We start from the raw sequence: 25020 nt of genomic DNA on the forward strand, positions 1-25020 counted from the left end.
GGGCATGGCGACGCCGGGCCGGGGCGCGGGCGGCGCTTCCTCCCGGCGGCCGCAGCCCGCCAGGGCCAGCGCCACGACCAGCGCGGCCGGCAGCGCGCGGCGCAGGCGCCGGGCGTGGGCGGACAGGGGAGAAGAAGCCGCCGCCAGGGCGGGACCGCGCGCCGGGGGCGCGTCAGAGCCAGGGAAAGTCACGGGATACCTCGCGGCGTGCTTGGGCTAGCACCGGGTTGAATAAATACGGGATGGATTCTAATTCGTTAATGAATCCAAATTCAATCCTGTATTTGAAATTTAGGCCAAATGCTAAAATCCCTACATGTCCAAAGTCCGTCTAACCCGAGAGCAGAGCCGCGATCAGACGCGCCAGCGCCTGCTCGACGCCGCCCAGTCCATATTCATTACCAAGGGCTTCGTGGCCGCCAGCGTGGAAGACATCGCCGAACAGGCCGGCTATACCCGCGGCGCCTTCTATTCCAATTTCGCCAGCAAATCCGAACTGTTGCTGCAACTGCTCAGGCGCGACCATGAGCACGTCATGGCCGAGATGCGCGGCATCTTCGAGCAGGAAGGCGCCTCGCGCGCGCAGATGGAAGAAAGCGTGCTGCGCCACTACAGCACCCACTACCGCGAGAACGACTGTTTCCTGTTGTGGATGGAAGCCAAGCTGCAGGCGGCGCGCGATCCGCAGTTCCGCGTCGGCTTCAACGCCTGTCTGCGCGAGCTGCGTGAAGTCGTCGCCGAATACGTGCGGCAGTTCTCCGAGCATGTGGGCACGCCGCTACCCATGGCGCCGGAAAAACTGGCGGTGGGCCTCCTGGCCCTGTCCGACGGCATGCAGTTCAGCTACGCTTTTGATCCGCAGACGATCACCGACGAAGTCACCGAGGCCGTGCTGGCGGCGTTCTTCCGCCGCATCGTCTTTGGCGACCCCACGCCGGAATAGGCACGCCGCCCGCCGGTCCGCCGGCAGGCGCGCGACGCAGGCGGCGCGCAGGCTGGACTGAGGGGGCCAGCGCCACATCGCATTTCCCATCCCTCGGGCGAAAGGAGCGCTGCATGACTTCAGAAACCCGACCGTCCACCATCAACCGGCCCGTCTTCTACACGGCGGCGGTGTTCATCCTGCTGCTGGTCGGCTTCGCCATCGCCGTGCCCAAGACCGCCCAGGCGCTGTTCGAGTCGATACAGGGCTGGATCCTGGGCAACGCCAGCTGGTTCTACATCCTGGTGGTGGCCATCATCCTGCTGTCCGTCGCCTTCCTGGCGCTGAGCCGGTACGGCGACATCAAGCTGGGGCCCGATCACAGCGAACCGGACTACCGCAACTTCACCTGGTTCGCCATGCTGTTCTCGGCCGGCATGGGCATCGGCCTGATGTTCTTCGGCGTGGCCGAGCCCGTCATGCACTTCATGGCCCCGCCGGTGGGCGAGGGCGGCACCGCCACCGCGGCGCGCGAGGCCATGAAGATCACCTTCTTCCACTGGGGCCTGCATGCCTGGGCGATCTACGCGGTGGTGGCGCTGACGCTGGCGTTCTTCTGCTATCGCCACGGCCTGCCGCTGACGCTGCGCTCGGCGCTGTATCCGCTGATCGGCAACCGCATCCACGGCCCCATCGGCCATGCCGTCGACATCTTCGCCATCATCGGCACGGTGCTGGGCGTGGCGACCTCGCTGGGCCTGGGGGTGGCGCAGATCAACAGCGGCCTGAACCATCTGTTCGGCGTGCCGGTGGGCGTGACCACGCAGATCATCCTCATCATCGTCACTTGCGGGCTGGCGACGCTGTCGGTGGCCAGCGGGCTGGACAAGGGCATTCGCATCCTGTCCGAGGCCAACCTGGTGCTGGCGGCGGTGCTGCTGCTGTTCGTGCTGGTGGCCGGCCCCACCGTGTTCCTGTTCCAGACCTTCGTGCAGAACACCGGCGCCTATCTGTCGGACATCGTCAACAAGACCTTCAACCTCTACGCCTACGAGCCGACTGACTGGATCGGCGGCTGGACGCTGTTCTACTGGGGCTGGTGGATCGCGTGGTCGCCTTTCGTGGGCCTGTTCATCGCCCGCATCTCGCGCGGCCGCACCATTCGCGAATTCGTCAGCGGCGTGCTGCTGGTGCCGGCCGGCTTCACGCTGTTCTGGATGACGGTGTTCGGCGACACGGCCATACACTTCATCCTGGTCGACGGCATCAAGGGCTTCGCCGAGACGGTGCAGGGAGACAGTTCGCTGGCGCTGTTCGCCTTCCTGGAGCAGCTGCCCTGGAGCGGCCTTGTGTCCATCATCGCCATCGCCATGGTGGCGGTGTTCTTCGTCACCTCGGCCGACTCGGGCGCGCTGGTGGTGGACCTGCTGGCCTCGGGCGGCGCCGAGCGCACGCCCATGCTGCAGCGGATCTTCTGGTCGCTGCTGATGGGCGCGGTGGCCATCGCGCTGCTGCTGGCCGACGGGCTGACCGCCCTGCAGACCGCCACCATCGCCAGCGCGCTGCCGTTCTCGGTGATCCTGCTGCTGTCGCTGTGGGGGCTGTTCAAGGCATTGAAGCTGGACGCCACCAAGCGCGGCATCCGCTACCAGTCGCTGACGCTGTCGCGCCCGGCGCGAGGCGGCCAGTCCTGGGAGCGCCGCCTGCGCAACATGGTCATGATGCCGCGCCGCGCCCACGTGCTGCGCTTCATCGCCGACGTGGCGCGCCCGGCCTTCGAGGACGTGGCCGACGAGCTGCGCAAGCAGGGCTACGAGGTGCAGGTCAAGGACGGCGAGGACGACGGCGGCGTCGCGCTGGAGGTCTCGCACGGCGAACACCTGGACTTTTCCTACGCGGTGAAGCCGGAAGCCTTCGTGCGCCCCAGCCTCACGCCCGACGAGGCGGCCGACGAGGAAGAGCGCAAGTACTTCCGCGCCGAGGTGCATCTGCGCGAGGGCGGGCAGGACTACGACATCATGGGCTGGAGCCGCGACGCGGTCATCGGCGACATCCTCGACCAGTACGAGCGGCACCGCCACTATCTGCACATGGTGCGCTGAGCGCACAGGATGTGTTCAGGCCCCGGACGCCGGCGGTTCCGCGAGGAATCGCCGGCGTTTTCACATGGGGCGGTCGCGCGTGACCCCCTTCAGGGTTGCTTCAGCGCGCGCAGCACGCCGGCCAGCTTCCGGATGGCGACTTCCTGTTCGTTCGGCGCATGGGCGGCGAATCCCATCAGGAACCCGGCCTTGTGCCGCGCCGAGGCGTGCAGGCCCGTGAGGCCCAGCAGGTCTATCCCTTCCCGCCGCGCCGCGTCCAGCGCCTGGCGCTCGGACAGGCCCGGCGCCAGCACGCAGGGCATCTGCATGCCTCCGGCCGGCACGCGCGCCTGCAGCCAATGCGACAGGTGCCGATCCACCAGCCGCGCCAGCACGTCGCGCCGTTCGGCGTAGACGGCGCGCATGGTGCGCACGTGCGCGCCAAAATGCCCGCCGTCGATGAAGCGCGCCAGCGTCAGCTGCGGGATCGGCGCGCTGTGGCCGTCCAGCAGCGTGCGCGCCGCCGTCATGGGCGCGACCAGCGGCGCCGGCAGCACCATGTAGCCGATGCGCAGGCCGGGAAACAGCGACTTGGTGAAGGTGCCGATGTAGATGGTCCGTTCCTGCGGATCCAGTCCTTGCACGCAGGCGGTGGGCTTGCCGGCGTAGTGGAATTCGCTGTCGTAGTCGTCCTCGATGATCCAGGCCTGGCGCCGCCGCGCCCAGTCGATCACGGCCAGCCGGCGGTCCAGCGCCAGCGTGGCGCCGGTGGGGAACTGGTGCGAGGGCGTCAGGTACACGGCCCGCGCCGACAGCGCCGGATCGTCCAGCCGTTCCACCCGCATGCCGTCCGCGTCCAGCGGCACGGGCACGCATTCCAGCCCGGCGGCGGCGAAGGCCTTGCGCGCCCCGTGATAGACCGGGTCCTCGATGCAGATCTGTTCGCCGGCGTCCAGCAGCACCGTGGCGCACAGCGTCAAGGCCTGCTGCGAGCTGGTCAGCACCAGCACCCGCTCGGGCGTGGCGCGCGCGCCGCGTTCCAGGTTGACGTAGTCGGCGATGGCCCGGCGCAGCGGCTCCATGCCTTGCGGCGGGCTGTGCAGCAGCGCCTGCGCGCCGTATTCCTTGAGCACCTGCCGCGTCAGCCGTTCCCAGGTCGGCAGCGGAAAGCTGCGCGTTTCCGGCACGCCGGGCGCGAAGGCGCGCGGGGCCAGGAATTCGCGCACGCCGCCGTCCTGGAACATGGCGCTGCCGCGCTGGCTCAGGCGCAGCGCCGCCTTCTGCGGGCTGGCGCGCCGGGCCGCGCCGCGTCCGGGCGCGTACTGCGCCCGCTCGGACACGAAGCTGCCGCTGCCCACGCGCCGCAGGATGAAGCCTTCCACATGCAGCTGGCCGTAGGCGGCCTCCACCGTGTCGCGCGACACGCCCAGCGACCGGGCCAGCGCGCGCGAGGCGGGCAGGGGGCGGCCGGCCTCCAGCGCGCCGTCCAGGATCAGCTGGCGCACGGCCCGGTGGATGCGCGCGTGTAGCGGCAGGGCGCCGTGGGCGGGGTCGCCGACCCAGGCTTTGACGGATTCGAGTTGCGCGTGCTTGAACACAATTGGTCTGGATCTATGTAAAAAAGTGGTGGGGAACAGCCGGCCATTCCAGGACTATAAATCCGGATATCGATTCATGCCGGCTGCGCCGTCTCCAGGAACCCCATACAGGCCATGTCTTCCGTCCGTCCGCATTCCCCCGCTCGCTGGAGCGATCTCGCCCACCCCGTCGTCGCCGGGCTGATCTCGGTCATCGTCAACTATGGCGGCACCTTCATCCTGGTGTTCCAGGCCGCCAAGGCTGCCGGCCTGAGCCCCGAGCTGACGGCCTCCTGGGTCTGGTCTGTCTCGATCGGCGTGGGCGTGACCGGGCTGATCCTGAGCTGGGCCGCGCGCGAGCCCATCATCACCGCCTGGTCGACCCCGGCCGCCGCCTTTCTGGTGACGGCGCTGGCCACCACGCCCTACGCCGAGGCGGTGGGTGCCTACCTGGCGTCGGCGGCGGCCTTTGTGCTGCTGGGCCTGTCGGGCTGGTTCGAGCGTGTGATCCGGCTGATCCCGCCGGGCGTGGCGGCCGGGCTGCTGGCCGGCATCCTGCTGCAGTTCGGCATCCAGGCCTTTGGCGGCATGAGCGTGGATCCGGCGCTGGCCGGCCTGTTGATCGCGGCCTACGTGATCCTCAAGCGCGTCACCGCGCGCTATGCCGTGGTCGGCATCCTGGCGCTGGGCCTGGCCTTCCTGCTGCTGCAGCAGCGCGTCGACCTGAGCGGGCTGGAGCTGCGCCTGGCGGCGCCGGTGTTCACGCGGCCCGAGTTCTCGCTCAACGCCCTGCTGAGCGTGGCGCTGCCCTTGTTCCTGATCACGCTGACCGGCCAGTACATGCCCGGCATGCTGGTGCTGCGCAATGACGGCTTCAAGACCAGCGCCAATCCCATCGTGACCATCACCGGGCTGGGCTCGCTGCTGATGGCGCCGTTCGGTTCGCATGCCTTCAACATCGCCGCCATCACCGCCGCGATCTGCACCGGCCGCGAGTCGCACGAGGATCCGTCCAAACGCTGGATCGCCGGCATCGCGGCGGGCGTGTTCTACATCCTGGTGGGCGTGTTCGGGGTCACGCTGGCGGCGGTCTTCATGGCTTTTCCCGCGACCTTCATCACCACGCTGGCGGGCCTGGCGCTGCTGGGCACCATCGGCGGCAGCCTGGCCGGCGCGCTGGTCGATCCGAAGACGCGCGAGGCCTCGCTGATCACCTTCCTGGCGGCGGCCGCCAACATCAAGCTGTTCGGCATCGGCGGCGCCTTCTGGGGCCTGTGCATCGGCCTGCTGGCGCACCTGGCGCTGAACGGCAAGTGGCCGGGCCGCAAGGCGGGGGGCGATGCCGGGGCCGCCAAGCAGGCGGCTGCGCATCCCGCCCCGTCCGCCGCCAAACCCGTAGCGGGACGTTGAGCGTCCGCCTATCGATCTTCGGCGCGCCGCAGGGGCGCGTCGGTTGAACACAGGAGTTTCCCGACATGCAGCAAGCCGCCACGCACCTGATGCGTGCCTACGCCCGTCAACCCGTCACCTTCGCGCGCGGCAGCGGCGCGCGCCTGTGGGACGAGCAGGGGGTGGAATACCTGGATGCCATCGCCGGCGTGGCGGTGACCAGCCTGGGCCATGGCCATCCCGAGATCGCCGCGGCCATCGCCGAGCAGGCCGCGCTGCTGATGCACACGTCCAACGTGTTCCGCGTCGAATGGCAGGAACGGCTGGGCCAGCGCCTGTGCGCGCTGGCCGGGATGGAAAGGGCGTTCTTCTGCAATTCCGGCGCCGAGGCCAACGAGGCCGCGCTCAAGCTGGCGCGCCTGCATGGCCATCGCCGCCAGGTGGCGCAGCCGCAGATCGTGGTGATGGAGAACGGCTTTCATGGCCGCACGCTGGCGACCCTGTCGGCCACCGGCAATCCGGCCAAGCAAAAGGGCTTCGAGCCCTTGCTGCCGGGCTTTCTGCGCGTGCCGTATGACGATATCGCCGCCGTGCGCCAGCTGGCGGAACAGCGCGACGACATCGTCGCCGTGCTGCTGGAGCCGGTGCAGGGCGAGGGCGGCATTCGCGTCGCCGGCGCCGACTACCTGCGGGACCTGCGCGCGCTGTGCGACCGGCATGGCTGGCTGTTGATGCTGGACGAGATCCAGGCCGGCATGGGCCGCACCGGCGCCTGGTTCGGCCACCAGCACGCGGGCATCGCGCCCGATGTGATGACGCTGGCCAAGGCCCTGGGCAACGGTTTTCCCATCGGCGCCTGCCTGGCGCGCGGGCCGGCCGCCGACCTGTTCTCGCCGGGCCAGCACGGCTCCACCTTCGGCGGCAATCCGCTGGCCTGCCGCGTGGCCTGCACGGTGCTGGACATCATGGCGCGCGATGGCATGCCGCAACGCGCCGCCGCGCTGGGCGAGCGCCTGCTGGCCGGGTTGCGGCAGGCGCTGGAAGGCCATCCGCAAGTGGTGGCGGTGCGCGGCCAGGGGCTGATGGCCGGCATCGAGCTGGACCGTAATTGCCAGGAACTGGTCGGCCGGGCGCTGGCCGAGCAGCGCCTGCTGATCACCGTGACCCGCGAGCGCACCATCCGCCTGCTGCCGCCGCTGGTCTGCGACGAAGCGCAGATCGACGAGATCGTCGCGCGCCTGGCACGTCTGCTGTCCGGCGACGGCGCCCAAGCCATCACTCCATCGAACGCCGCCGGCCCTGTTGCCGCCGGCCAGACTGAAACCAGGACCTGAAGCCATGACCATCGCCTCCCCGACCCTGCAGGATTTCGACCCGGACCTGGCGCAAGCCATGCGCGCCGAAGCCGTGCGCCAGGAAGACCATGCCGAACTGATCGCCTCCGAGAACTACGCCAGCCCGCTGGTGATGGCGGTGCAGGATTCGGTGTTCACCAACAAGTACGCCGAAGGCTATCCGGGCCGCCGCTACTACAGCGGTTGCGAGCACGTGGACGTGGCCGAGCGCCTGGCGCTGGAGCGGGTGAAGGCGCTGTTCGATTGCGACTACGCCAACGTCCAGCCGCATGCCGGCGCCCAGGCCAACGCCGCGGTGTTCCTGGCGCTGACGCGGCCCGGCGACACCGTCATGGGCATGAACCTGGCGCAGGGTGGCCACCTGACCCACGGCAACCCGTCCAATTTCTCGGGCCGGCACTATCACATCGTGCCCTACGGCCTGGATCCCGCGACCGGGCTGATCGACTACGACGAGATGGAGCGCATCGCGCTGCGCACCCGGCCCAGGATGCTGATCGGCGGTTTCTCCGCCTACTCGCGCCACAAGGACTGGGCCCGCATGCGCGCCATCGCCGACCAGGTCGGCGCGGTGTTCTGGGTGGACATGGCGCACGTGGCCGGACTGGTCGCCGCCGGCGTGTATCCCAGCCCGCTGCCGCACGCGCACGTGGTCACCAGCACCACGCACAAGACGCTGCGCGGCCCGCGCGGCGGCATCATCCTGGCCCGGGGGCAGGACGAGGACTTCTGCAGGAAGCTCGATTCGGCCGTCTTCCCCGGCATCCAGGGCGGCCCGCTGATGCACGTGATCGCCGCCAAGGCGGTGGCGTTCAAGGAAGCGCTGGCGCCGGCCTTCAAGGATTACCAGCGCCAGGTGGTGGCCAACGCCCGCGCCATGGCGGCCGTGATCCAGCGGCGCGGCTACCGCATCGTGTCCGGCGGCACCGATAATCACCTGATGCTGATCGACCTGTCCGACCGGGCCTACACCGGCAAGGACGCGGACGCGGCCTTGAGCGCGGCCCGCATCACGGCGAACAAGAACTCGGTGCCGAACGATCCGCGCTCGCCCTTCGTCACCTCGGGCCTGCGCATCGGCACGCCGGCGCTGACCACGCGCGGCTTCGGGCAGGCCGATTGCGAGACGCTGGCGGGTTGGCTGTGCGATGTGCTGGACGCGCTGGCGGCCGGCACGCTGGAAAGCGTATCGGCGCGTGTGGCGGAGCAGGTGACGGCGCTGTGCCGCCAGCATCCGGTGTATCGGCGGGCGTCGTAGAATCCCCCGGCCGGTATCGCCGCGGCCGGCCCGTTCCGGTTTCGCGAGCGCGGCCCTGTCTTTCGCATGCAAGGTTGCGCGCGCCCATGACGACTTCCCCGCAGATATCCATCACCTTCGACGGCCTGGACGCCGGGCAGCAGCAGGCCGTGACGCGCTTCATGCAGGCCGCGGCCCAGGCCTTCGAAGACAAGAATCCCCATGCGCTGGCAGCCATGCAGCATGTGGGCGCGTCCGAGTCGGGCCAGCGCAACAACTTCAACTACAACCAGGGGCTCATGGAGGGCGGAGACCGCATCGTCTCGTGGTCGGCCAGCCCGTACAAGGAACCGCGCTGGTCGATCATGAAGCTCTACCAGCATCACCCGGAACCCACCGCCTGGGTGCTCGTGATGCTGGATGATGGACGCAGGCAGACCGAGTACTGCTTCGCGCTCGCGCCGACCGAGGATGGCAGCCTCAAGTCCTGCTATTACATCGACCGCGTGAAGAAGAAACCGGGCCGCAAGAAGGGGCTATAGCTTTTTGCTAACCTCAACATTACTTAAGCTATTTTGACTTGTCCCAGGCTTTCGCGGATTATCAAAGCACACTCTTTGATAATTAGCGAGAGCATCATGACGGTGAAAGCAGGAGCATGGGCCGCGGGCGTATGCGTGCTGGCGGCAGCGATAGGGACGGGGCTGTACTGGAAGTACGGCGGTAGCGGAAACAAGGGCGGTTGGGCCATGGCGCCCGCCAAGGTGGCGGTGGCGCCGGCCGTGCAGGCCGATTTCCCGGTGTCGCTCAGCGGCATCGGCTCGCTGGAGGCGACGCGGCAGGTGCAGGTGCCGGCCGAAGTGGACGGCCGGGTGGCGCAGATCCTGTTCAATCCGGGCGAATCCGCGCGCGCCGGCCAGTTGCTGGTGCAGCTGAACGACGCGCCCGAGCAGGGCGAGCTGGCCCGGTTGCAGGCGCAGGTGAAGAACGCCCGCGCGCAGCTGGACCGCAGCCGCCGGCTGCTGCCCCTGCAAGCGGCGACGCGCGAGCAGCTGGACCAGGCCCAGGCCGACTATGACCAGGCCCAGGGCGATCTCAAGCGCGTGCAGGCGCAGATCGAGCAGAAGCGCATCAAGGCGCCGTTCGACGGCGTGCTGGGCGTGCGCCGCGTCAACCTGGGCCAGTTCGCCCGGGCCGGCGATCCGCTGGTGTCGCTGACCAACACGTCCACCATGTACGCCAACCTGACACTGCCGGAACAGGCGCTGGGCGCGCTGCGTCCGGGGCAAGGCGTCAAGGTGACGGTGGACGCGCATCCGGGCCGCGCCTTCGAGGGCAAGGTCACCACCATCGAGCCGCAGGTCGATCCGGGCACGCGCACCGTGCGCGTGCAGGCCACGCTGGACAATGCCGACGGCGCGCTGGCCGCCGGCATGTACGCCCAAGGACAGGTCAACCTGCCCGCGCGGCCGGGCGTGATCACCGTGCCCGAGACCGCCGTCAGCTATTCCGCCTACGGCAATTCGGTCTATGTGGTGAATCCGGCGCAGGAGGGCAAGGGCCTGACGGTGCGCCAGGCTTACGTCAAGACCGCCGAGCGCGTGCAGGGCCGCGTGGTCGTCAGCGAAGGCTTGCAGGCCGGCGACCGCGTCGTCACGTCGGGCCAGCTGCGCCTGCACAACGGCGCGGCGGTCGAGCTGAGCGAGCAGGACACGGTGGCGCTGGGCGCTCCGGCCGCGGCCGTGGCCCAGGCTCAATAGCGCGGAGGCCGACATGAGATTCACCGATCTGTTCGTGCGCCGGCCCGTGCTGGCGCTGGTGGTCAGCACCCTGATCCTGCTGCTGGGCCTGCGCGCCCTGAGCGGGTTGCCGGTGCGCCAGTATCCGCTGACCGAAAGCACCACCATCACCGTCACCACCGAATACCCCGGCGCCTCGCCGGACCTGATGCAGGGCTTCGTCACGCAGCCGATCGCGCAGTCCGTGGCCACCGTGGAGGGCATCGACTACCTGTCGTCCTCGTCCACGCAGGGCCGCAGCGTGATCACGGTCCGCATGAAGCTGAACGCCGATTCCAACAAGGCCATGACCGAGGTGATGGCCAAGGTCAATGAGGTCAAGTACCGCCTGCCGCGCGACGCCTACGACCCGGTGCTGGTCAAGTCGTCCGGCGAGGCGACGGCGGTGGCCTACGTGGGCTTTTCCAGCTCGACGCTGTCGCTGGCCGCGCTGACCGACTACCTGTCGCGCGTGGTGCAACCGCAGTTTTCTTCCATCGACGGCGTGGCCAGCGTGCAGTTGTACGGCGGCCAGAAGCTGGCCATGCGCGTGTGGCTGGACCCGAACCGCATGGCCGCGCGCGGCATCTCGGCCGGCCAGCTGGCCGACGCGTTGCGCGCCAACAACGTGCAGGCCGCGCCCGGCCAGGCCAAGGGCCTGTACGTGGTGTCCAACATCCAGGTCAACACCGACCTGGTCAACGTGGCCGAATTCCGCGACATGGTGGTCAAGCGCGAGGGCGACGCCATCGTGCGCCTGGGCGACGTGGCCACGGTCGAGCTGGGGGCGGCCTCGACCGATTCCAGCGGCCTGCTGGACGGCGAGCGCGCCGTGTACTTCGGCCTGAACGCCACGCCCGTCGGCAACCCGCTGGTGATCGTCAAGCGGCTCAACGAGCTGCTGCCCGGCATCAAGCAGAACCTGCCGCCCGGCACCAATGTGCAGGTGCCGTTCGAGCTGGCGCGCTTCATCAGCGCGTCCATCGACGGCGTGATCCACACGCTGATGGAAGCCATCATCATCGTGGTGGCGGTGATCTTCCTGTGCCTGGGCTCGCTGCGCGCGGTGCTGATCCCGGTGGTGACGATCCCGCTGTCGATGCTGGGCGGGGCGGCCATCATGGCGCTGTTCGGCTTCAGCGTGAACCTGCTGACGCTGCTGGCCATGGTGCTGGCCATCGGCCTGGTGGTGGACGACGCCATCGTGGTGGTCGAGAACGTGCACCGGCATATCGAGGAAGGCAAGTCGCCGGTGCGCGCGGCGCTGATCGGCGCGCGCGAGGTGGCCGGGCCGGTGATCGCCATGACCATCACGCTGGCGGCCGTGTACGCACCCATCGGGTTGATGGGCGGGCTGACCGGCTCGCTGTTCAAGGAGTTCGCGTTCACGCTGGCGGGGGCGGTGGTGGTGTCGGGCGTGATCGCGCTGACGCTGTCGCCGGTGATGAGTTCGTTCCTGCTCAACAGCAAGGTATCCGAAGGACGCATGGCGCATCTGGCCGAAGGCTTCTTCGGCCGGCTGGGCGACACCTACGGCCGCATGCTGGACGTGTCGCTGCATCACCGCTGGGTCACCGGCCTGGTGGCGGTGGTGGTGCTGGGCAGCCTGCCGTTCCTGTACAACGCGGCCCAGCGCGAGCTGGCGCCGATCGAGGACCAGTCCACCGTGCTGACCGCGGTCAAGTCGCCGCAGCAGGCCAACATCGACTACGTGGAGAAGTTCGGCAAGAAGTGGGACGACGTCATGGCGACGCTGCCCGAGCAGCGCGGCCGCTGGCTGATCAACGGCTCGGACGGCGTATCCAACAGCATCGGCGGCGTCGACCTGGTGCAATGGGATCAGCGCCACCGCTCGGCCAACGCCATCCAGGCCGACATGCAGTCGATGGTCAACCAGGTCGAGGGCAGCAACATCTTCGCCTTCCAGCTGCCGCCGCTGCCGGGCTCGACCGGCGGCCTGCCGGTGCAGATGGTGGTGATGAGCGCCGCCGACTATCCGGTGGTCTACGAGGCCATGGAAGGGCTGAAGAAGGCGGCCCGCGCCAGCGGCCTGTTCATGGTGGTGGACAGCGACCTGAACTACAACAACCCGGTGGTGCAGCTGAAGGTCGATCGTTCCAAGGCCAACAGCCTGGGCGTGACCATGAAGGACATCGGCGACACGCTGGCCGTGCTGGTGGGCGAGAACTACATCAACCGCTTCGGCATGGACGGTCGCTCGTATGACGTGATCCCGCAGAGCCTGCGCGAGCAGCGAATTTCGCCGGAGGCGCTGGCGCGCTACTACGTCAAGAGCGCCAGCGGCGCGCAGGTGCCGCTGTCGAACATGGTGTCGGTGTCGATGGGCGTGGAGCCCAACAAGCTGACCCAGTTCAACCAGCTCAACGCCGCCACCTTCCAGGCCATTCCCATGCCGGGCGTGACCATGGGCGACGCGGTGCAGTTCCTGACCAAGGAAGCGCGCAACCTGCCGGCCGGCTTCAGCTATGACTGGCAATCCGACGCACGCCAGTTCAGCCAGGAAGGCTCGGCGCTGATGATCACCTTCATCTTCGCCATCATCGTGATCTACCTGGTGCTGGCCGCGCAGTACGAAAGCCTGCGCGATCCCTTCATCATCCTGGTGAGCGTGCCCATGTCCATCTGCGGCGCGCTGATCCCGCTGGCGATGGGCATGGCCACCATCAACATCTATACCCAGATCGGGCTGGTGACGCTGATCGGCCTGATCAGCAAGCACGGCATCCTGATGGTGGAGTTCGCCAATGAAATGCAGATCAGCCACAACCTGGACCGGCGCAGCGCGATGGAACAGGCCGCCCGCATCCGGCTGCGTCCCATCCTGATGACGACCGCCGCCATGGTGGTGGGCCTGATCCCGCTGCTGTTCGCCAGCGGCGCCGGCGCCCACAGCCGCTACAGCCTGGGCCTGGTGATCGTGGTGGGCATGCTGGTGGGCACCCTGTTCACGCTGTTCGTGCTGCCCACCGTGTACACCGTGTTCGCGCGCGACCACCGCGCCGCCGGCGATACGCCGCGCGCCCGTGAACTGGCGCTGGCTCGCGCGGAAGATGGCGCGTCCGCCTGAGGAAAAATGACATGAAGAATTCGACTCTCTATCCCCGCCTGCGCGCCACGGCCGCCGCGCTGGCGCTGGCCCTGGTCGCGGCGGGCTGCGCCGTGGGGCCGGACTACCAGAAACCGCAGTCCGCGCCGGTGACGCTGGCCAGTCCCGAGCAGGCGCTGTTCTCCAACGGCCAGTTGCAGCGCGACTGGTGGAAGCAGCTGCAGGATCCGCAGTTGGACCGGCTGATCGGCCTGGCGCTGGAGCGCAATCACGACATCCGCATCGCCCAGGCCCGGCTGGCCGAATCGCGCGCCGTGCTGGACGAAAAGGAGCTGGACCAGCTCCCGACCGTCACGGCCGGCGGCCGCTACGAGCGCAGCCTGTCGCAGGCCAATCCCGGCCCGGCGGGCGAGCGCAATCTGGCCAGGAGCTATCGCGCCGGTTTCGACGCGTCCTGGGAAATCGACCTGTTCGGCCGGCTGCGCCGGGCCGCCGAGGGCGCGGCCGCGCGCAGCCAGGCGCAGGCCGCCGATCTGGCGCAGGCCCGCATCGTGGTCGCCGCCGAGGTGGCGCGCAACTACTTCGAGCTGCGCGGCGCCGAGCAGCGGCTGGCGGTGGCGCGCGCCAACCTGCGCAGCCAGGAGGACAGCCTGCGCGTGATCCAGGCCATGGTGTCGGCCGGGCGCGGCGACGAGGGCGACCTGGCCAGCGCCCGCGCCGAGCTGGCCACGGTGCAGGCCAGCGTGCCGCAGCAGGCCGCCGCGCGGCGGCTGGCGCAGTACCGCATCGCGGTGCTGGCCGGCCTGCGCCCCGCCGAGCTGGGCGAACTGGACGCGGCGCGGCCGCAGGCGCCGCTGGCGGCGCGCCTGCCGATCGGCGACGTCGGCGCACTGCTGTCGCGGCGGCCCGACGTGCTGGCGGCCGAGCGCAACATGGCCGCCGCCAATGCCGACGTGGGCGTGGCGACCGCCGAGCTGTATCCGCGCATCGACCTGGGCGGCTTCCTCGGTTTCGTGGCGCTGCGCGGCGCCGACTTCGGCAATGCCTCCAGCCGCGCCTTCAGCGTGTCGCCCGGAGTCAGCTGGCCGGCGCTGCATCTGCCCACGGCGCTGGCGCGCAAGCGCGCCGCCCAGGCCCGCTCGGAGGGCGAGGTCGCGCGCTACGAGCAGACCGTGCTGCGCGCGGTGGAGGAGCTGGAGACGGCCCTGACCGGCTACGGCGAGAACCAGCAGCGCCTGGGCAGCTTGGCGCAGGCCGCCGCCCAGAGCGGCCGCGCGGCCGAGCTGGCGCAGCTGCGTTACAAGGAAGGCACCACCCCCTACCTGACGGTGCTGGACGCGCAGCGCTCTTTGCTGCGCGCCCAGGACGCGGTGGCCGTGGCCGAGACGGCGTCCTATACCAGCCTGATCGCGCTGTACAAGGCGTTGGGCGGCGGTTGGCAGGCGCCGGGCGACGCGGCCGGGGAAGGGGGCGCGGCAGGGGCCGGCCAGGCCGCTGGAGCCGCGACTGGCGCGGCGGCGCCGGCCGCCGCCGGCTGACCGCGGCGGCGCTTCGTGGCACCATAGGCATATTTCCGGAGTTTCCCCGCGCCCATGTCAGACAGCCCGTCCTCCCAACACGCCTGGACGCCGCACCAGCCCGCCGACCGCGTGCTGATGGCGCTCAAGACGCGTGGGCCGCAGTCCATCGCCGCCATCGCCCAGACCATGGACGTGACGGCCGAGGCGGTGCGCCAGCAGATGAGCCGGCTGCATGCCGAGGGCCTGGTGGACGCGGAAAACCACAGCGCGGGGCGCGGCCGACCCACGCAGATCTGGCGGCTGACCGCCGCCGGCCACGGGCGCTTCCCGGACTCGCACGCCGAAATGACGGTGCAGATGATCGGCGCCGTGCGCCAGCTCTTCGGCGACGAAGGCATCGACCGGCTGATCGGCGTGCGCGAGGCCGCCATGCGCGCCACCTACCACCAGGCCATGCTGGGCGCGAGCGGGCTGCGCGACCGGCTGGAACGGCTGGCGCAGCTGCGCAGCGCCGAGGGCTACATGGCCGAGCTGCGCCGCGATGGCGCCGGTTTCCTGTTCATTGAAAACCACTGTCCGATCTGTTCGGCGGCAAAAGCCTGCATGGGCTTTTGCCGCAGCGAACTGGAACTGTTCCGCGACGTGCTGGGCGAGGGCGCGCGCGTCGAGCGCGTCGAGCACATCCTGGCGGATGCGCAGCGCTGCGCCTACCGGGTCAGCGCCGCGGACTGATACCGTTCCCGCAACCGGGCCGACCGTGAACGCTGCGGGTCCGGGACGGACGCGCCGGACCCGCCGAGCGCGGACCCTGCTCAGCTCGCGCCCGAACCCTGTTCCCAGCCGCCCAGCGCCTTGTACAGCGTCACCGCATTGACCAGCCGGCGCTGCTGCAGGCGGATGAACTCCTGCTCCGACTCGAACAGGCTGCGCTGCGCGTCCAGCATCTCCAGGTAGTTGGCCACGCCGCGCGCATAGCGCCGTTCGGCCAGGCGCTGGCGCTCGCGGTCGGCGTCGCGCACTTTGCGCTGGGCCTCGATCTGCTGGCGCAGCGCATCGCGCGCCGATAGTGCGTCGGCGACTTCGCGGAAGGCGGTCTGGATGCTGCCTTCGTACTGGGCCACCGCGATGTGCTTGCGGGTTTCGGCCAGCGACAGGTTGGCGCTGTTGCGGCCGGCGTTGAAGATCGGCAGCGTCAGCTTGGGCGCGAATTGCCAGACGCCGCTGCCCGAGCCGAACAGGTCCGAGAAGCTGCTGGCGGTGCTGCCGATGTCCGTGGTCAGCTGCACCGACGGGAAAAAGGCCGCGCGCGCCGCGCCGATGTCGGCGTTGGCCGCCTTGAGCGTGTTCTCCGCCTGGCGCAGGTCCGGACGCCGCGTCAGCAGCGCCGACGGCAGGCCGGCCGCCAGCGGGGTAAGGCTCTGGCTTTCCAGCGGCGTCGGATCGGCGCCGGGCGGCAGCGAGAAATCGCCCGCCAGCAGTCCCAGCGCATGCACGGCCTGGCTGTGCTCGCGGCTGAGTTCGGCCAGCGTGGCGCGCGACGATTCCACCAGCATCTGCGCGGTGCGCAGGCCCATGGCGGTTTCCAGGCCGGCGTCGTAGCGGCGCTGGGTCAGCGCCAGCGTGGTCTCGCGCAGTTCCAGCGTGCCGCGGGTCAGCCGTTGCTGCTCGGCCAGCGAACGCTCGTTGAAATAGGCGGTGGCGGTCTCGGCCACCAGCGACAGCGCGGCGGCGCGGTGCGCCTCGGCGCTGGCCAGGTAGCGTTCCAGCGCCGCGTCGGTGAGGCTCTTGACCCGGCCGAAGAAGTCCAGCTCGAAGGCGGTGATGCCGACGCCGGCGCGGTACTGCTGGCTGATCGCATCGCGCGACGGGCCAGGGTCGGACGCGCGGCTGCGGCTGTAGCCCGCCGTGCCGTCCACGGACGGCAGCCGGTCGGCGCGCTGCACGCCGTACAGCGCGCGCGCTTCCTCGATGCGCAGGGCCGCCACGCGCAGGTCGCGGTTGTTGGCCAGCGCGGCGGCGATCCAGGCCTGCAGCGCGGGGTCGTTGAAATAGTCCTTCCAGTCCTGCGGCATCTCGGCCTGGCCGGACTGGGCGGGGGTGTCATAGGCGGCCGGCACGGGCGCGGCGGGGCGCTCGTAGGTCGGCGCCATCGAGCAGCCCGTCAGCGCCAGGGCCAACAGGGTCAGGGCCACGGGTTTCATGGCGTGTTCTCCAGCGGTTCGCGGTGCGGGGGCGGCTGCTTGCGGCGGGCGCCCATGCCCGTCAGCCTGCCCACGACCAGGAAAAAGAGCGGCACCAGGAAAATGGCGAGCACGGTGGCGGTGATGATGCCGCCCAGCACGCCGGTGCCGATGGCGATCTGCGCGCCGGAGGCCGCGCCGCCGGCCAGGGCCAGGGGCAGCACGCCGACGCCGAAGGCCAGCGAAGTCATGATGATGGGGCGCAGCCGCAGCCGCGCCGCTTCCAGCGTGGCCGACAGCAGGCCCTGGCCGTCGCGCACCAGGTCCTTGGCGACTTCCACGATCAGGATCGCGTTCTTGGCCGACAGGCCGATGGTGGCGATCAGGCCGACCTTGAAGTAGATGTCGTTGGGCATGCCGCGCAGCGTCACGCCCAGCAGCGCGCCGATCACGCCCAGCGGCACCACCAGGATCACCGCCAGCGGGATGGCCCAGCTTTCGTACAGCGCGGCCAGCGCCAGGAACACCACCAGGATGGACAGCGCGAACAGCACGTTGGCCTGGTTGCCGGACAGCTTTTCCTCGTAGGACTGGCCGGACCAGGCGAAGCCGATGCCGCGCGGCAGTTCCGAAGCCAGCTGTTCCATGGCGCGCATGGCCTCGCCGCTGCTGTGGCCGGGCGCGGCCGAGCCATTGATCTTGAACGCCGGGAAGCCGTTGTAGCGGTTCAGCTGCGGCGGACCCATGGCCCAGTCGAGCGTGGCGAAGGCCGACATGGGCACCATCTGGCCCTGCGCGTTGCGCACGTGCAGGCGCGACACGTCCTCCACGTCGACGCGGTTCTTGCCGTCGGCCTGCACCGTCACGCGGCGCACCTGGCCGTTGTGCATGAAGTCGCCGATGTAGTCCGAGCCGAACATCACCGCCAGCGCGGTATTGATTTCCTCCATCGATACGCGCATGGCCTGGGCCTTGTCGCGGTCGATGCGCAACTGCAGCTGGGGGGCTTCGCCCTGGCCGGCGTGGGTGACCTCGGCCAGCGCCGGATGTTCGGCGGCAGCGGCCAGCAGCTGCTGGCGGGCCTGCGTCAGGGCCTGGTAGCCCAGGCCGCCGCGGTCCTGCAGCCGGAAGTCGAAGCCCGAGGTCGAGCCCAGCTCCGGCAGCGGCGGCGCGTTCAGCGCCAGCACCATGACGTTCTTGTGGTCCGCGAAGGCCTTATTGACGCGCGCGACCACGGCGTCCACGTGCATGTCCGCGCCGTGGCGCTCCTTCCAGTCCTTCAGCGTGACGAAGAACATGGCCGAGTTCGGGCCGCTGCCGTATTCGCTGAAGCCGCTGACGGAATAGACGAACTGCACGGGCTCGTGCTTCATCATGTAATTCTCGACCTCCAGCACCAGCTTGCGGGTCTCGGCCTGGGTCGCGCCCTGCGGCAGGATGACCATGGCGTTGAAGCTGCCCTGGTCTTCTTCCGGCAGGAAGGAAGAGGGCAGGCGCACGAACAGCAGCGCCACCGCCGCGATCACGGCGGCGTAGGCCAGGCTGAAGCGCACCGGGCGCGACAGCACGCCGGCGACGCGCGCGGTGTAGCCGGCGGTCAGGCGGACGAAGGCGCGGTTGAACCAGCCGAAGAAGCCGCGCTTCTCGTGGTGGCCGGCCGGGATGGGCCGCAGCATGGTGGCGCACAGCGCCGGCGTGAGCGACAGCGCCAGGAAGGCCGAGAAGGCGATCGACACCGCCAGCGTGACCGAGAACTGGCGGTAGATATTGCCCACCGCGCCGTCGAAGAAGGCCATCGGCACGAACACCGACACCAGCACCACCGTGATGCCGATGATGGCGCCGCTGATCTGGCCCATGGCCTTGACCGTGGCGTCATGCGGCGACAGGCCTTCCTCGGCCATGATGCGCTCGACGTTCTCGACCACCACGATGGCGTCGTCCACCAGGATGCCGATGGCCAGCACCATGCCGAACATGGTCAGCACGTTGATCGAATAGCCCAGGCCCAGCATCACGCCCAGGGTGCCCAGCAGCGCCACCGGCACCACCAGCGTGGGGATCAGCGTGGCGCGGAAGTTCTGCATGAACAGATACATCACGCAGAACACCAGGGCGATGGCCTCCAGCAGCGTGGTCACCACCTTCTTGATCGAGATCTCCACGAAGGTGGAGGTCTCGTAGGGGATATCCCAGGTCACGCCCGCCGGGAAATACTGGGCCAGCTCCGTCATCGTCTGGCGGATCTTGCGGGTGGTATCCACGGCGTTCGAGCCGGGCGCCAGCTTGATGCCCAGGCCCGTAGCCGTCTGGCCGTTGACGCGCGACAGGTACATATAGTCGGTGCCGCCCAGCTCGACCCGCGCCACGTCCTTCAGGCGCAGCGTGGCGCCGTCCGGCTGCGCGCGCAGCGGGATGTTGGCGAACTGCTCGGGCGTCTGCAGCGTTTCGGTGGCGACGATGCTGGCGTTCAGCGGCGCGCTGGCCGGCACGGCCTGGCTGCCCAGGTCGCCGATGGTGACGCGGGCGTTGTGCGCGCGCAGCGCATTGGCGATGTCACCGGGCGTGAGCGACAGCGCCGTCAGCTTGGCCGGGTCGGGCCAGATGCGCATGGCGGCTTCCGCGCCCCACAGTTGCACCTTGCCCACGCCGTCGACGCGGCGCAGCGCCTGCAGCACGTTGGACGCCGCCAGCTCGCCGAGCTGCATGTCGTCCAGGCGGCCGTCGGACTTCAGCGACACCACCAGCTGGATGTTGTCGGCGGCTTTTTCCACGCGCACGCCGTCGCGGCGCACGGCCTCGGGCAGGCGCGGTTCGACGGCCTTCAGCCGGTTCTGCACTTCGACGGCGGCCAGATCGGGGTTGGTGCCTTGCTTGAATACCAGGTTGATGCTGGCCCAGCCGGTGGAGTCGCTGCTGGCCGTGGTGTAGAGCAGGCCGGGAGCGCCGTTCATCTCGCGTTCGATGATGGCGGTGACGGCTTCCTCGACCACCTTGGCCGAGGCGCCGGGATAGCTGGCGCCCACGTTGACGACGGGCGGGGCGATGTCCGGATACTGCGCCACGGGCAGGGCCCGCAGGGACAGCACGCCGGCCAGCACGATGAGCAGCGAGATCACCCAGGCGAAGACGGGGCGATCGATGAAAAAACGCGCCATGGCGGTTTAACCTTTGTTGGAGTTTCCTTCGGCGGGAGCCTGCGCCTTGGGCGCGGCCCGCTCCACCGGTTTGATCTTCTGGCCGGGCGCCAGCTGCGAGACGTTCTCGACCACGATGCGCTCGCCGCCCTTCAGGCCGTCGGTGACGACCCAGTTCGGTCCCTGCATGCGGCGCGCCGTCACGGGCAGCGCCTGCAGCTCGCCGTCCGTGCCGGCGGCCAGCACATGGGCGCCGGCGGCATCGCGCAGCAGCGCGTCGCGCGGCACCAGGTAGGCGTCGCGGTTGATGGCCTGTTCCAGGCGCACGCGCACGTACATGCCGGGCAGCAGGTCGCGCCGAGGGTTGTCGAACAGGGCGCGCATGGTCACGTTGTCGGTGCCGGGGTCCACCGCCAGGTCGGCGAAGGACAGCGCGCCGGTGCGGGCGTACTCGGTGCCGTCGGGCAGCAGCAGGCGCACGCGCAGCTTGTCGGGCTCGATGCCCTGCAGCTCGCCGTCGCGGATCTGCTTCTGCAGGCGCAGCACCTCGGCCGCCGGCTGGGCGAAGTTGACGTAGATCGGATCGATCTGCTGCACCACCGTCAGCGGCGTGGCCTGGCCTTCGCCCACCAGCGCGCCCTCGGTCACCAGCGCGCGCCGGGCGCGGCCGTCGATGGGCGAGGTGACGCGCGCGTAGTCCAGCCTCAGCTTGGCGCTTTGCAGGTTGGCGCGCGCCAGCGCCACCTGGGCGCGGGCCTGGCGTTCGTCGGCGGCGGCCTCGGCGTGGTCGCGTTCGCTGATGGCGCGGTCGCCGACCAGGTCGGCGTAGCGCCGCAGCTTGTCCGCCGCGGCGGACAGGCTGGCCTGGGCGCGCGCCAGGTTGGCGGCCTCGGAGTCGTAGGCGGCCTGCAGCGGCGCCGGATCGATCTGGAACAGCGCGTCGCCGCGCTTGACGTCCTGGCCTTCCTCATAAAGGCGCGAGGTGACGATGCCGGCCACCCGCGCGCGCACTTCGGCTTCGCGGTAGGGCTCCAGCCGGCCGGGCAGCTCGGTGGCGACGGCGGTGGGCGTGGCGCGGGCGACGACGATCCCCACCTCGGCGGGCGCCTTGGCTTCGTCTTGGGGCTCGGACTTGGAACAAGCCGTAATAAGAATTAATACTGACAAGGATGCGAGCGTGCGGCGAAGGACTCGTTGCTTCATTTTTAGAAATTGTTGTAGGTGCCCGGGGCGGGCCAGATGAGGGAAAGTGCGCACTTTTCCCGTGTGGGGGTGGTAGTCTATCATTTAATCCGTCATGCTTGATTAAATGTTTTGTTCGAAAGTATGCTCCCGCTCGCACAATTGTTAACAGTGCGGATCGACGGCGTTCGCGTAGCGGGCGCCGCTTTTTTTTGAAGGGGCCAGCGCCGCGCAGGCGCCGCCCCGAGTCCCTTTTCCCTCAACCTTTCATTTCAAGGAGATATCCGAATGGCCCGCAAGACGAAAGAAGAATCCCAACGCACCCGCGACCGCATCCTGGATGCGGCCGAGCACGTGTTCATGTCCAAGGGGGTGGCCAACACCACCATGGGCGACATCGCCGACCACGCCGGCGTGTCCAGGGGCGCCGTCTACGGCCATTACAAGAACAAGATCGATGTCTGCGTCGCCATGAGCGACCGCGCGCTGGCCGCGGCCGTGGCGCTGACCCGGATACGCACCGACGGCAAGGCGCTGGAGTCCCTGTATGCGTCGATGCTGCAATACGTGCGCATCTACTCGGAGGAGGGCTCGATGCAGCGCGTGCTGGAAATCCTCTACGACAAGTGCGAGCAGAGCGACGAGAACGCGCCGCTGCTGCGACGACGGGACATCTGGGAACGCCATGCCCTGCGCAATTCAGAAAGACTGCTGCGCGCCGCGGTGCGCAACGAAGACCTGCCCGGCGCGCTGGACGTGCGCCTGTCCAACGTCTACCTGCACTCCCTGATCGAAGGGGTGTTCGGCAGCATCTGCTGGTCCGATCGCCTGAAGGGCGATATCTGGCCGCGCGTCGAGCGCATGCTCCGCGCCGCCATCGACACGTTGCGGTTCTCTCCGCACCTGCGCCTGGCGCAAGCCGCCTAGCGACCGCTGTCCGGCCCGGCCCGAGCCTACAATCCGGCCATGACGCTCAAGCAACTCGAAGCCTTCTACTGGGCGGCCACCTGCGCCAGTTTCGCCGTGGCCGCCGAGCGCCTGCACCTGTCGGTATCGTCGCTGTCCAAGCGCATCGCCGAACTGGAAGAGGCGCTGGGCCAGCCGCTGTTCGACCGTAGCGGGCACAAGGCCGCGCTGACGGGGGCCGGCCAGCGCCTGCTGCCCCAGGCCGGCGAACTGCTGGCGTCGGCCGAGCGGATCCGCGCGTCGGTGGCGCAAAGCGCCGGCCTGGCCGGGCGCTGCCGCTTCGGCGTCGGCGAACTGACCGCGCTGACCTGGCTGCCGCGCCTGATCGGCGTGGTGCGCGCCGCCCATCCCGGCCTGGTGCTGGAACCCTATGTCGACATCGGCCAGGTGCTGGAGCAGCGCGTGGCCGATGGCGAACTGGATTTCGCCGTGATCGCGGGGCGCTCGTCGCGCGCCGGCATCGCGTCCGCGCCCATCGGGCAGGCGGGCTTTTCCTGGGTAGCGGCGCCGGCGGCGCTGCAAGGCGAAACCCGCATGAGCCTGGCGCTGCTGGGCCGGCTGCCGCTGGTGACGCTGCCGGAGGGCGCGGGCACCACCCGCATCATCGACGACTGGCTGGCCGGGCGCGAGGCGCCGGGCGAGCGGCTTTGCTGCAATAACTGGGGCGCCATCGCCGGCCTGTTGATCGAGGGTACTGGCGTGGGCCTGCTGCCCAGCCACTGGGCCGCCGCGCTCGAGGCCGAGGGCAGCCTGCGCGTGCTGGAGGGCGAGCCGGCCCTGGCGGCGCTGCCGTATTCCTTCCAATACCGCCGCGATGACGCGCGCGCGCTGATCGCGCAGATGCGCGATGCCGTCCTGCGCGCGGCGGACTTCTCCGCGCCCTGCCGCCTGCCCTGAGGTCGGTGCGGCAGTGTCCGCGCCCAGGCCGTTCGCGCTTGCCACGCTATACAAGCCCCGCGCGCATGGCGCAGAATCCGCCATGCGCGTGCGCGGCGGGGGGATGGGCCTGGCGTCGCGGCGTCGCTTCGGGCTGCCTGCCCAGGCAGGGCCGGAGTACCGGAACCCGCCAGCGGGCAGCCCGTATAAGAAACAACGGAGATTCTTGATGCGTAAACTTTGCCTCGCGGCAGCCCTGGCGGCCATGATGTCCGCCGGATTGGCGCAAGCCCAGTCCACCCTTCGTATCGGCCTGCAGGACGATCCCGATGTGCTCGACCCGGTGCGCGCGCGCACCTTCGTCGGCCGCATCGTCTTCGCGTCGCTGTGCGACAAGCTGGTCGACATCACCCCGGACCTGAAGATCGTGCCGCAGCTGGCGCAATCGTGGACCACCAGCGACGACAACAAGACGCTGACCTTCAAGCTGCGCAAGGATGCGGTGTTCCATGACGGCGCGCCGGTGGACGCGGCCGCGGTCAAGGCCAACCTGGAACGCGCGCGCACGCTGCCGGACAGCAACCGCAAGAGCGAGCTGGCCACGGTCGCCAGCGTCGAGGCGCCGGATGCCGAGACCGTGGTGCTGCGCCTGTCCGAGCCCGATGCCTCGCTGCTGTCGCAGCTGTCCGACCGCGCCGGCATGATGATGTCGCCGGCCGCCTTCGACAAGGATCCCGGCGGCAAGCCGGTGTGTTCGGGCCCGTACCAGTTCAAGGAGCGGGTGCAGAACGATCGCATCGTGCTTGAGAAATTTCCCAAGTATTGGGACGCGGCCAGCTACCACTTCGACCGCCTGGTCTTCATCCCGATTCCCGACAACACGGTGCGCCTGAACAATCTGCGCGCCGGCGACCTGGACATCATCGAGCGCGTGGCGCCCAGCGACGCCAAGGCGGTCAAGGATGACGCCAGCCTGCGCCTGGCGCCGGTGACGGGCCTGGGCTTCCAGGCCATCTCGGTCAACCTGGCTAACGGCGCGCGCGCCGACAACCCGCTGGCCAAGGACAAGCGCGTGCGCCAGGCGCTGGACCTGGCCATCGACCGCGACGTGCTGAACCAGGTGATCGGCGAGGGCATGTTCCAGCCCGCCCACCAGCCGTTCCCGCCCGCCAGCTTCGCCTTCAACAAGGCGGTCGAACATGTCGGACGCGATCCCAAGAAAGCGCAGGCGCTGCTGAAGGAAGCCGGGCTCGACCGCGTCAAGTTCGAGATCACCTTCGGCAACAACACCACCATGCAGCAGGTGTTCGAGCTGATTCAGGCGATGGGCGCCGAGGCCGGCTTCGACATCACGCTGCGGCCGGTGGAATTCGCCTCGCTGCAGTCGTCGCTGGCGCGCGGGGACTTCGTGGTCGGCCAGAGCGGCTGGTCGGGCCGCGTCGATCCCAGCGGCAACATCCACCAGTACCTGAGCTGCAAGGGCAACCTGAACGACGGCAAGTTCTGCGACCCCGCCGTCGACAAGCTGCTGAACGATGCCCGGGCCGAGGCCGATCCGGTCAAGCGCCGCGCCATGTACGACCAGGTGCTGGCCGTGCTGGAAGAGCAGCGTCCCATCATCTATCTCTTCTACCTGCCCTGGACCTTCGGCGTGCAGAAGAAGGTGGAAGGCTTCGTGCCCTATCCAGACGGGCTGATCCGCCTGAAGGGCGTGTCCGTCGCCGGCAAGTAAGCGCAGCCGCCACGGCGGAAC

Annotated in this window: 17 protein-coding genes and 1 pseudogene; 13 read left to right on the plus strand and 5 right to left on the minus strand. The window is 69.3% G+C overall.

What is annotated here, in order from left to right:
* Positions 1-192 (minus strand): annotated as a pseudogene (locus KDH83_RS07130) (efflux RND transporter periplasmic adaptor subunit); the annotation flags it as partial.
* Positions 193-316: 124 nt separating this feature from the next.
* Here KDH83_RS07130 and KDH83_RS07135 point away from each other — a divergent pair.
* Entirely contained in the window at positions 317-943 is a 627-nt protein-coding gene (locus tag KDH83_RS07135; protein ID WP_212313882.1) for a TetR/AcrR family transcriptional regulator, read from the plus strand.
* A gap of 113 nt (positions 944-1056) precedes the next feature.
* Positions 1057-3024, plus strand: a complete 1968-nt coding sequence (gene betT, locus KDH83_RS07140) for a choline BCCT transporter BetT (protein WP_212313884.1) — start codon at positions 1057-1059, stop codon at positions 3022-3024.
* An 89-nt stretch (positions 3025-3113) separates the two neighbouring features.
* Here betT and KDH83_RS07145 read toward each other — a convergent pair whose 3' ends face one another.
* Positions 3114-4601, minus strand: coding sequence for a PLP-dependent aminotransferase family protein (locus tag KDH83_RS07145; RefSeq protein ID WP_212313886.1), 1488 nt, complete (start codon positions 4599-4601; stop codon positions 3114-3116).
* 114 nt (positions 4602-4715) lie between these two features.
* Between KDH83_RS07145 and KDH83_RS07150 the strand changes: the two genes are divergently transcribed.
* The 8 genes from KDH83_RS07150 to KDH83_RS07185 all read left to right on the plus strand — a co-directional run bounded on the left by KDH83_RS07150 (position 4716) and on the right by KDH83_RS07185 (position 15658).
* The gene (locus tag KDH83_RS07150) at positions 4716-5990 is read left to right on the plus strand and encodes a benzoate/H(+) symporter BenE family transporter (RefSeq protein ID WP_212313888.1); all 1275 of its coding nucleotides are present in this window, start codon (positions 4716-4718) and stop codon (positions 5988-5990) included.
* Between the two features lie 65 nt (positions 5991-6055).
* Positions 6056-7303, plus strand: a complete 1248-nt coding sequence (locus KDH83_RS07155; protein ID WP_212313890.1) for an aspartate aminotransferase family protein — start codon at positions 6056-6058, stop codon at positions 7301-7303.
* Between the two features lie 4 nt (positions 7304-7307).
* Positions 7308-8582, plus strand: coding sequence for a serine hydroxymethyltransferase (glyA, locus tag KDH83_RS07160; protein ID WP_212313899.1), 1275 nt, complete (start codon positions 7308-7310; stop codon positions 8580-8582).
* Between the two features lie 86 nt (positions 8583-8668).
* On the plus strand, positions 8669-9103 hold the full coding sequence (locus KDH83_RS07165) for a hypothetical protein (protein ID WP_212313901.1): 435 nt from the start codon (positions 8669-8671) through the stop codon (positions 9101-9103).
* A gap of 96 nt (positions 9104-9199) precedes the next feature.
* Positions 9200-10321 (plus strand): efflux RND transporter periplasmic adaptor subunit, encoded by a 1122-nt coding sequence (locus KDH83_RS07170; RefSeq protein WP_212313903.1) that lies wholly within the window; start codon positions 9200-9202, stop codon positions 10319-10321.
* 13 nt (positions 10322-10334) lie between these two features.
* The gene (locus tag KDH83_RS07175; RefSeq protein WP_212313905.1) at positions 10335-13427 is read left to right on the plus strand and encodes a MexW/MexI family multidrug efflux RND transporter permease subunit; all 3093 of its coding nucleotides are present in this window, start codon (positions 10335-10337) and stop codon (positions 13425-13427) included.
* A gap of 11 nt (positions 13428-13438) precedes the next feature.
* Positions 13439-14944, plus strand: a complete 1506-nt coding sequence (locus tag KDH83_RS07180; protein WP_212313907.1) for a TolC family protein — start codon at positions 13439-13441, stop codon at positions 14942-14944.
* Positions 14945-14998: 54 nt separating this feature from the next.
* Positions 14999-15658: a metalloregulator ArsR/SmtB family transcription factor gene (locus KDH83_RS07185; RefSeq protein WP_212313909.1), complete on the plus strand. Its 660-nt coding sequence runs from the start codon at positions 14999-15001 to the stop codon at positions 15656-15658.
* A gap of 80 nt (positions 15659-15738) precedes the next feature.
* On the opposite strand, the gene oprZ is transcribed toward KDH83_RS07185, so the two are convergent.
* From oprZ to KDH83_RS07200, 3 genes are read right to left on the minus strand one after another with little or no spacing between them, the layout of a single operon-like run.
* Positions 15739-17127 (minus strand): multidrug efflux RND transporter outer membrane subunit OprZ, encoded by a 1389-nt coding sequence (gene oprZ, locus KDH83_RS07190; protein WP_212313919.1) that lies wholly within the window; start codon positions 17125-17127, stop codon positions 15739-15741.
* Entirely contained in the window at positions 17124-20264 is a 3141-nt protein-coding gene (locus KDH83_RS07195; protein ID WP_212313922.1) for a multidrug efflux RND transporter permease subunit, read from the minus strand. The genes oprZ and KDH83_RS07195 overlap by 4 nt, the downstream gene beginning before the upstream one ends.
* A gap of 6 nt (positions 20265-20270) precedes the next feature.
* Positions 20271-21446, minus strand: a complete 1176-nt coding sequence (locus KDH83_RS07200) for a MexX/AxyX family multidrug efflux RND transporter periplasmic adaptor subunit (protein ID WP_212313923.1) — start codon at positions 21444-21446, stop codon at positions 20271-20273.
* A gap of 267 nt (positions 21447-21713) precedes the next feature.
* Here KDH83_RS07200 and axyZ point away from each other — a divergent pair, with 267 nt between their 5' ends.
* The 3 genes from axyZ to KDH83_RS07215 all read left to right on the plus strand — a co-directional run bounded on the left by axyZ (position 21714) and on the right by KDH83_RS07215 (position 24999).
* The gene (axyZ, locus tag KDH83_RS07205) at positions 21714-22352 is read left to right on the plus strand and encodes a multidrug efflux transcriptional repressor AxyZ (protein ID WP_212313930.1); all 639 of its coding nucleotides are present in this window, start codon (positions 21714-21716) and stop codon (positions 22350-22352) included.
* A gap of 39 nt (positions 22353-22391) precedes the next feature.
* A complete protein-coding gene (locus tag KDH83_RS07210) occupies positions 22392-23288 on the plus strand; it encodes a LysR family transcriptional regulator (RefSeq protein ID WP_212313932.1) in 897 nt (298 codons plus the stop codon).
* Positions 23289-23496: 208 nt separating this feature from the next.
* Entirely contained in the window at positions 23497-24999 is a 1503-nt protein-coding gene (locus KDH83_RS07215) for an ABC transporter substrate-binding protein (RefSeq protein WP_212313934.1), read from the plus strand.
* Positions 25000-25020: the final 21 nt, after the last annotated feature.

The sequence above is a fragment of the Achromobacter sp. Marseille-Q0513 genome, assembly GCF_018195695.1.
Taxonomy (GTDB): Bacteria; Pseudomonadota; Gammaproteobacteria; order Burkholderiales; family Burkholderiaceae_B; genus Achromobacter.

What these genes read in the sequence shown, in the direction of transcription:
- KDH83_RS07150 (WP_212313888.1), top strand. Translation starts at nt 4,716, where the DNA reads ATGTCTTCCGTCCGTCCGCATTCCCCCGCTCGCTGGAGCGATCTCGCC.
- KDH83_RS07175 (WP_212313905.1), top strand. Translation starts at nt 10,335, where the DNA reads ATGAGATTCACCGATCTGTTCGTGCGCCGGCCCGTGCTGGCGCTGGTG.
- KDH83_RS07180 (WP_212313907.1), top strand. Translation starts at nt 13,439, where the DNA reads ATGAAGAATTCGACTCTCTATCCCCGCCTGCGCGCCACGGCCGCCGCG.
- KDH83_RS07195 (WP_212313922.1), bottom strand. Translation starts at nt 20,264, where the DNA reads ATGGCGCGTTTTTTCATCGATCGCCCCGTCTTCGCCTGGGTGATCTCG.
- KDH83_RS07135 (WP_212313882.1), top strand. Translation starts at nt 317, where the DNA reads ATGTCCAAAGTCCGTCTAACCCGAGAGCAGAGCCGCGATCAGACGCGC.
- axyZ (WP_212313930.1), top strand. Translation starts at nt 21,714, where the DNA reads ATGGCCCGCAAGACGAAAGAAGAATCCCAACGCACCCGCGACCGCATC.
- oprZ (WP_212313919.1), bottom strand. Translation starts at nt 17,127, where the DNA reads ATGAAACCCGTGGCCCTGACCCTGTTGGCCCTGGCGCTGACGGGCTGC.
- KDH83_RS07185 (WP_212313909.1), top strand. Translation starts at nt 14,999, where the DNA reads ATGTCAGACAGCCCGTCCTCCCAACACGCCTGGACGCCGCACCAGCCC.
- KDH83_RS07215 (WP_212313934.1), top strand. Translation starts at nt 23,497, where the DNA reads ATGCGTAAACTTTGCCTCGCGGCAGCCCTGGCGGCCATGATGTCCGCC.
- betT (WP_212313884.1), top strand. Translation starts at nt 1,057, where the DNA reads ATGACTTCAGAAACCCGACCGTCCACCATCAACCGGCCCGTCTTCTAC.
- KDH83_RS07155 (WP_212313890.1), top strand. Translation starts at nt 6,056, where the DNA reads ATGCAGCAAGCCGCCACGCACCTGATGCGTGCCTACGCCCGTCAACCC.
- glyA (WP_212313899.1), top strand. Translation starts at nt 7,308, where the DNA reads ATGACCATCGCCTCCCCGACCCTGCAGGATTTCGACCCGGACCTGGCG.
- KDH83_RS07170 (WP_212313903.1), top strand. Translation starts at nt 9,200, where the DNA reads ATGACGGTGAAAGCAGGAGCATGGGCCGCGGGCGTATGCGTGCTGGCG.
- KDH83_RS07165 (WP_212313901.1), top strand. Translation starts at nt 8,669, where the DNA reads ATGACGACTTCCCCGCAGATATCCATCACCTTCGACGGCCTGGACGCC.
- KDH83_RS07210 (WP_212313932.1), top strand. Translation starts at nt 22,392, where the DNA reads ATGACGCTCAAGCAACTCGAAGCCTTCTACTGGGCGGCCACCTGCGCC.
- KDH83_RS07200 (WP_212313923.1), bottom strand. Translation starts at nt 21,446, where the DNA reads ATGAAGCAACGAGTCCTTCGCCGCACGCTCGCATCCTTGTCAGTATTA.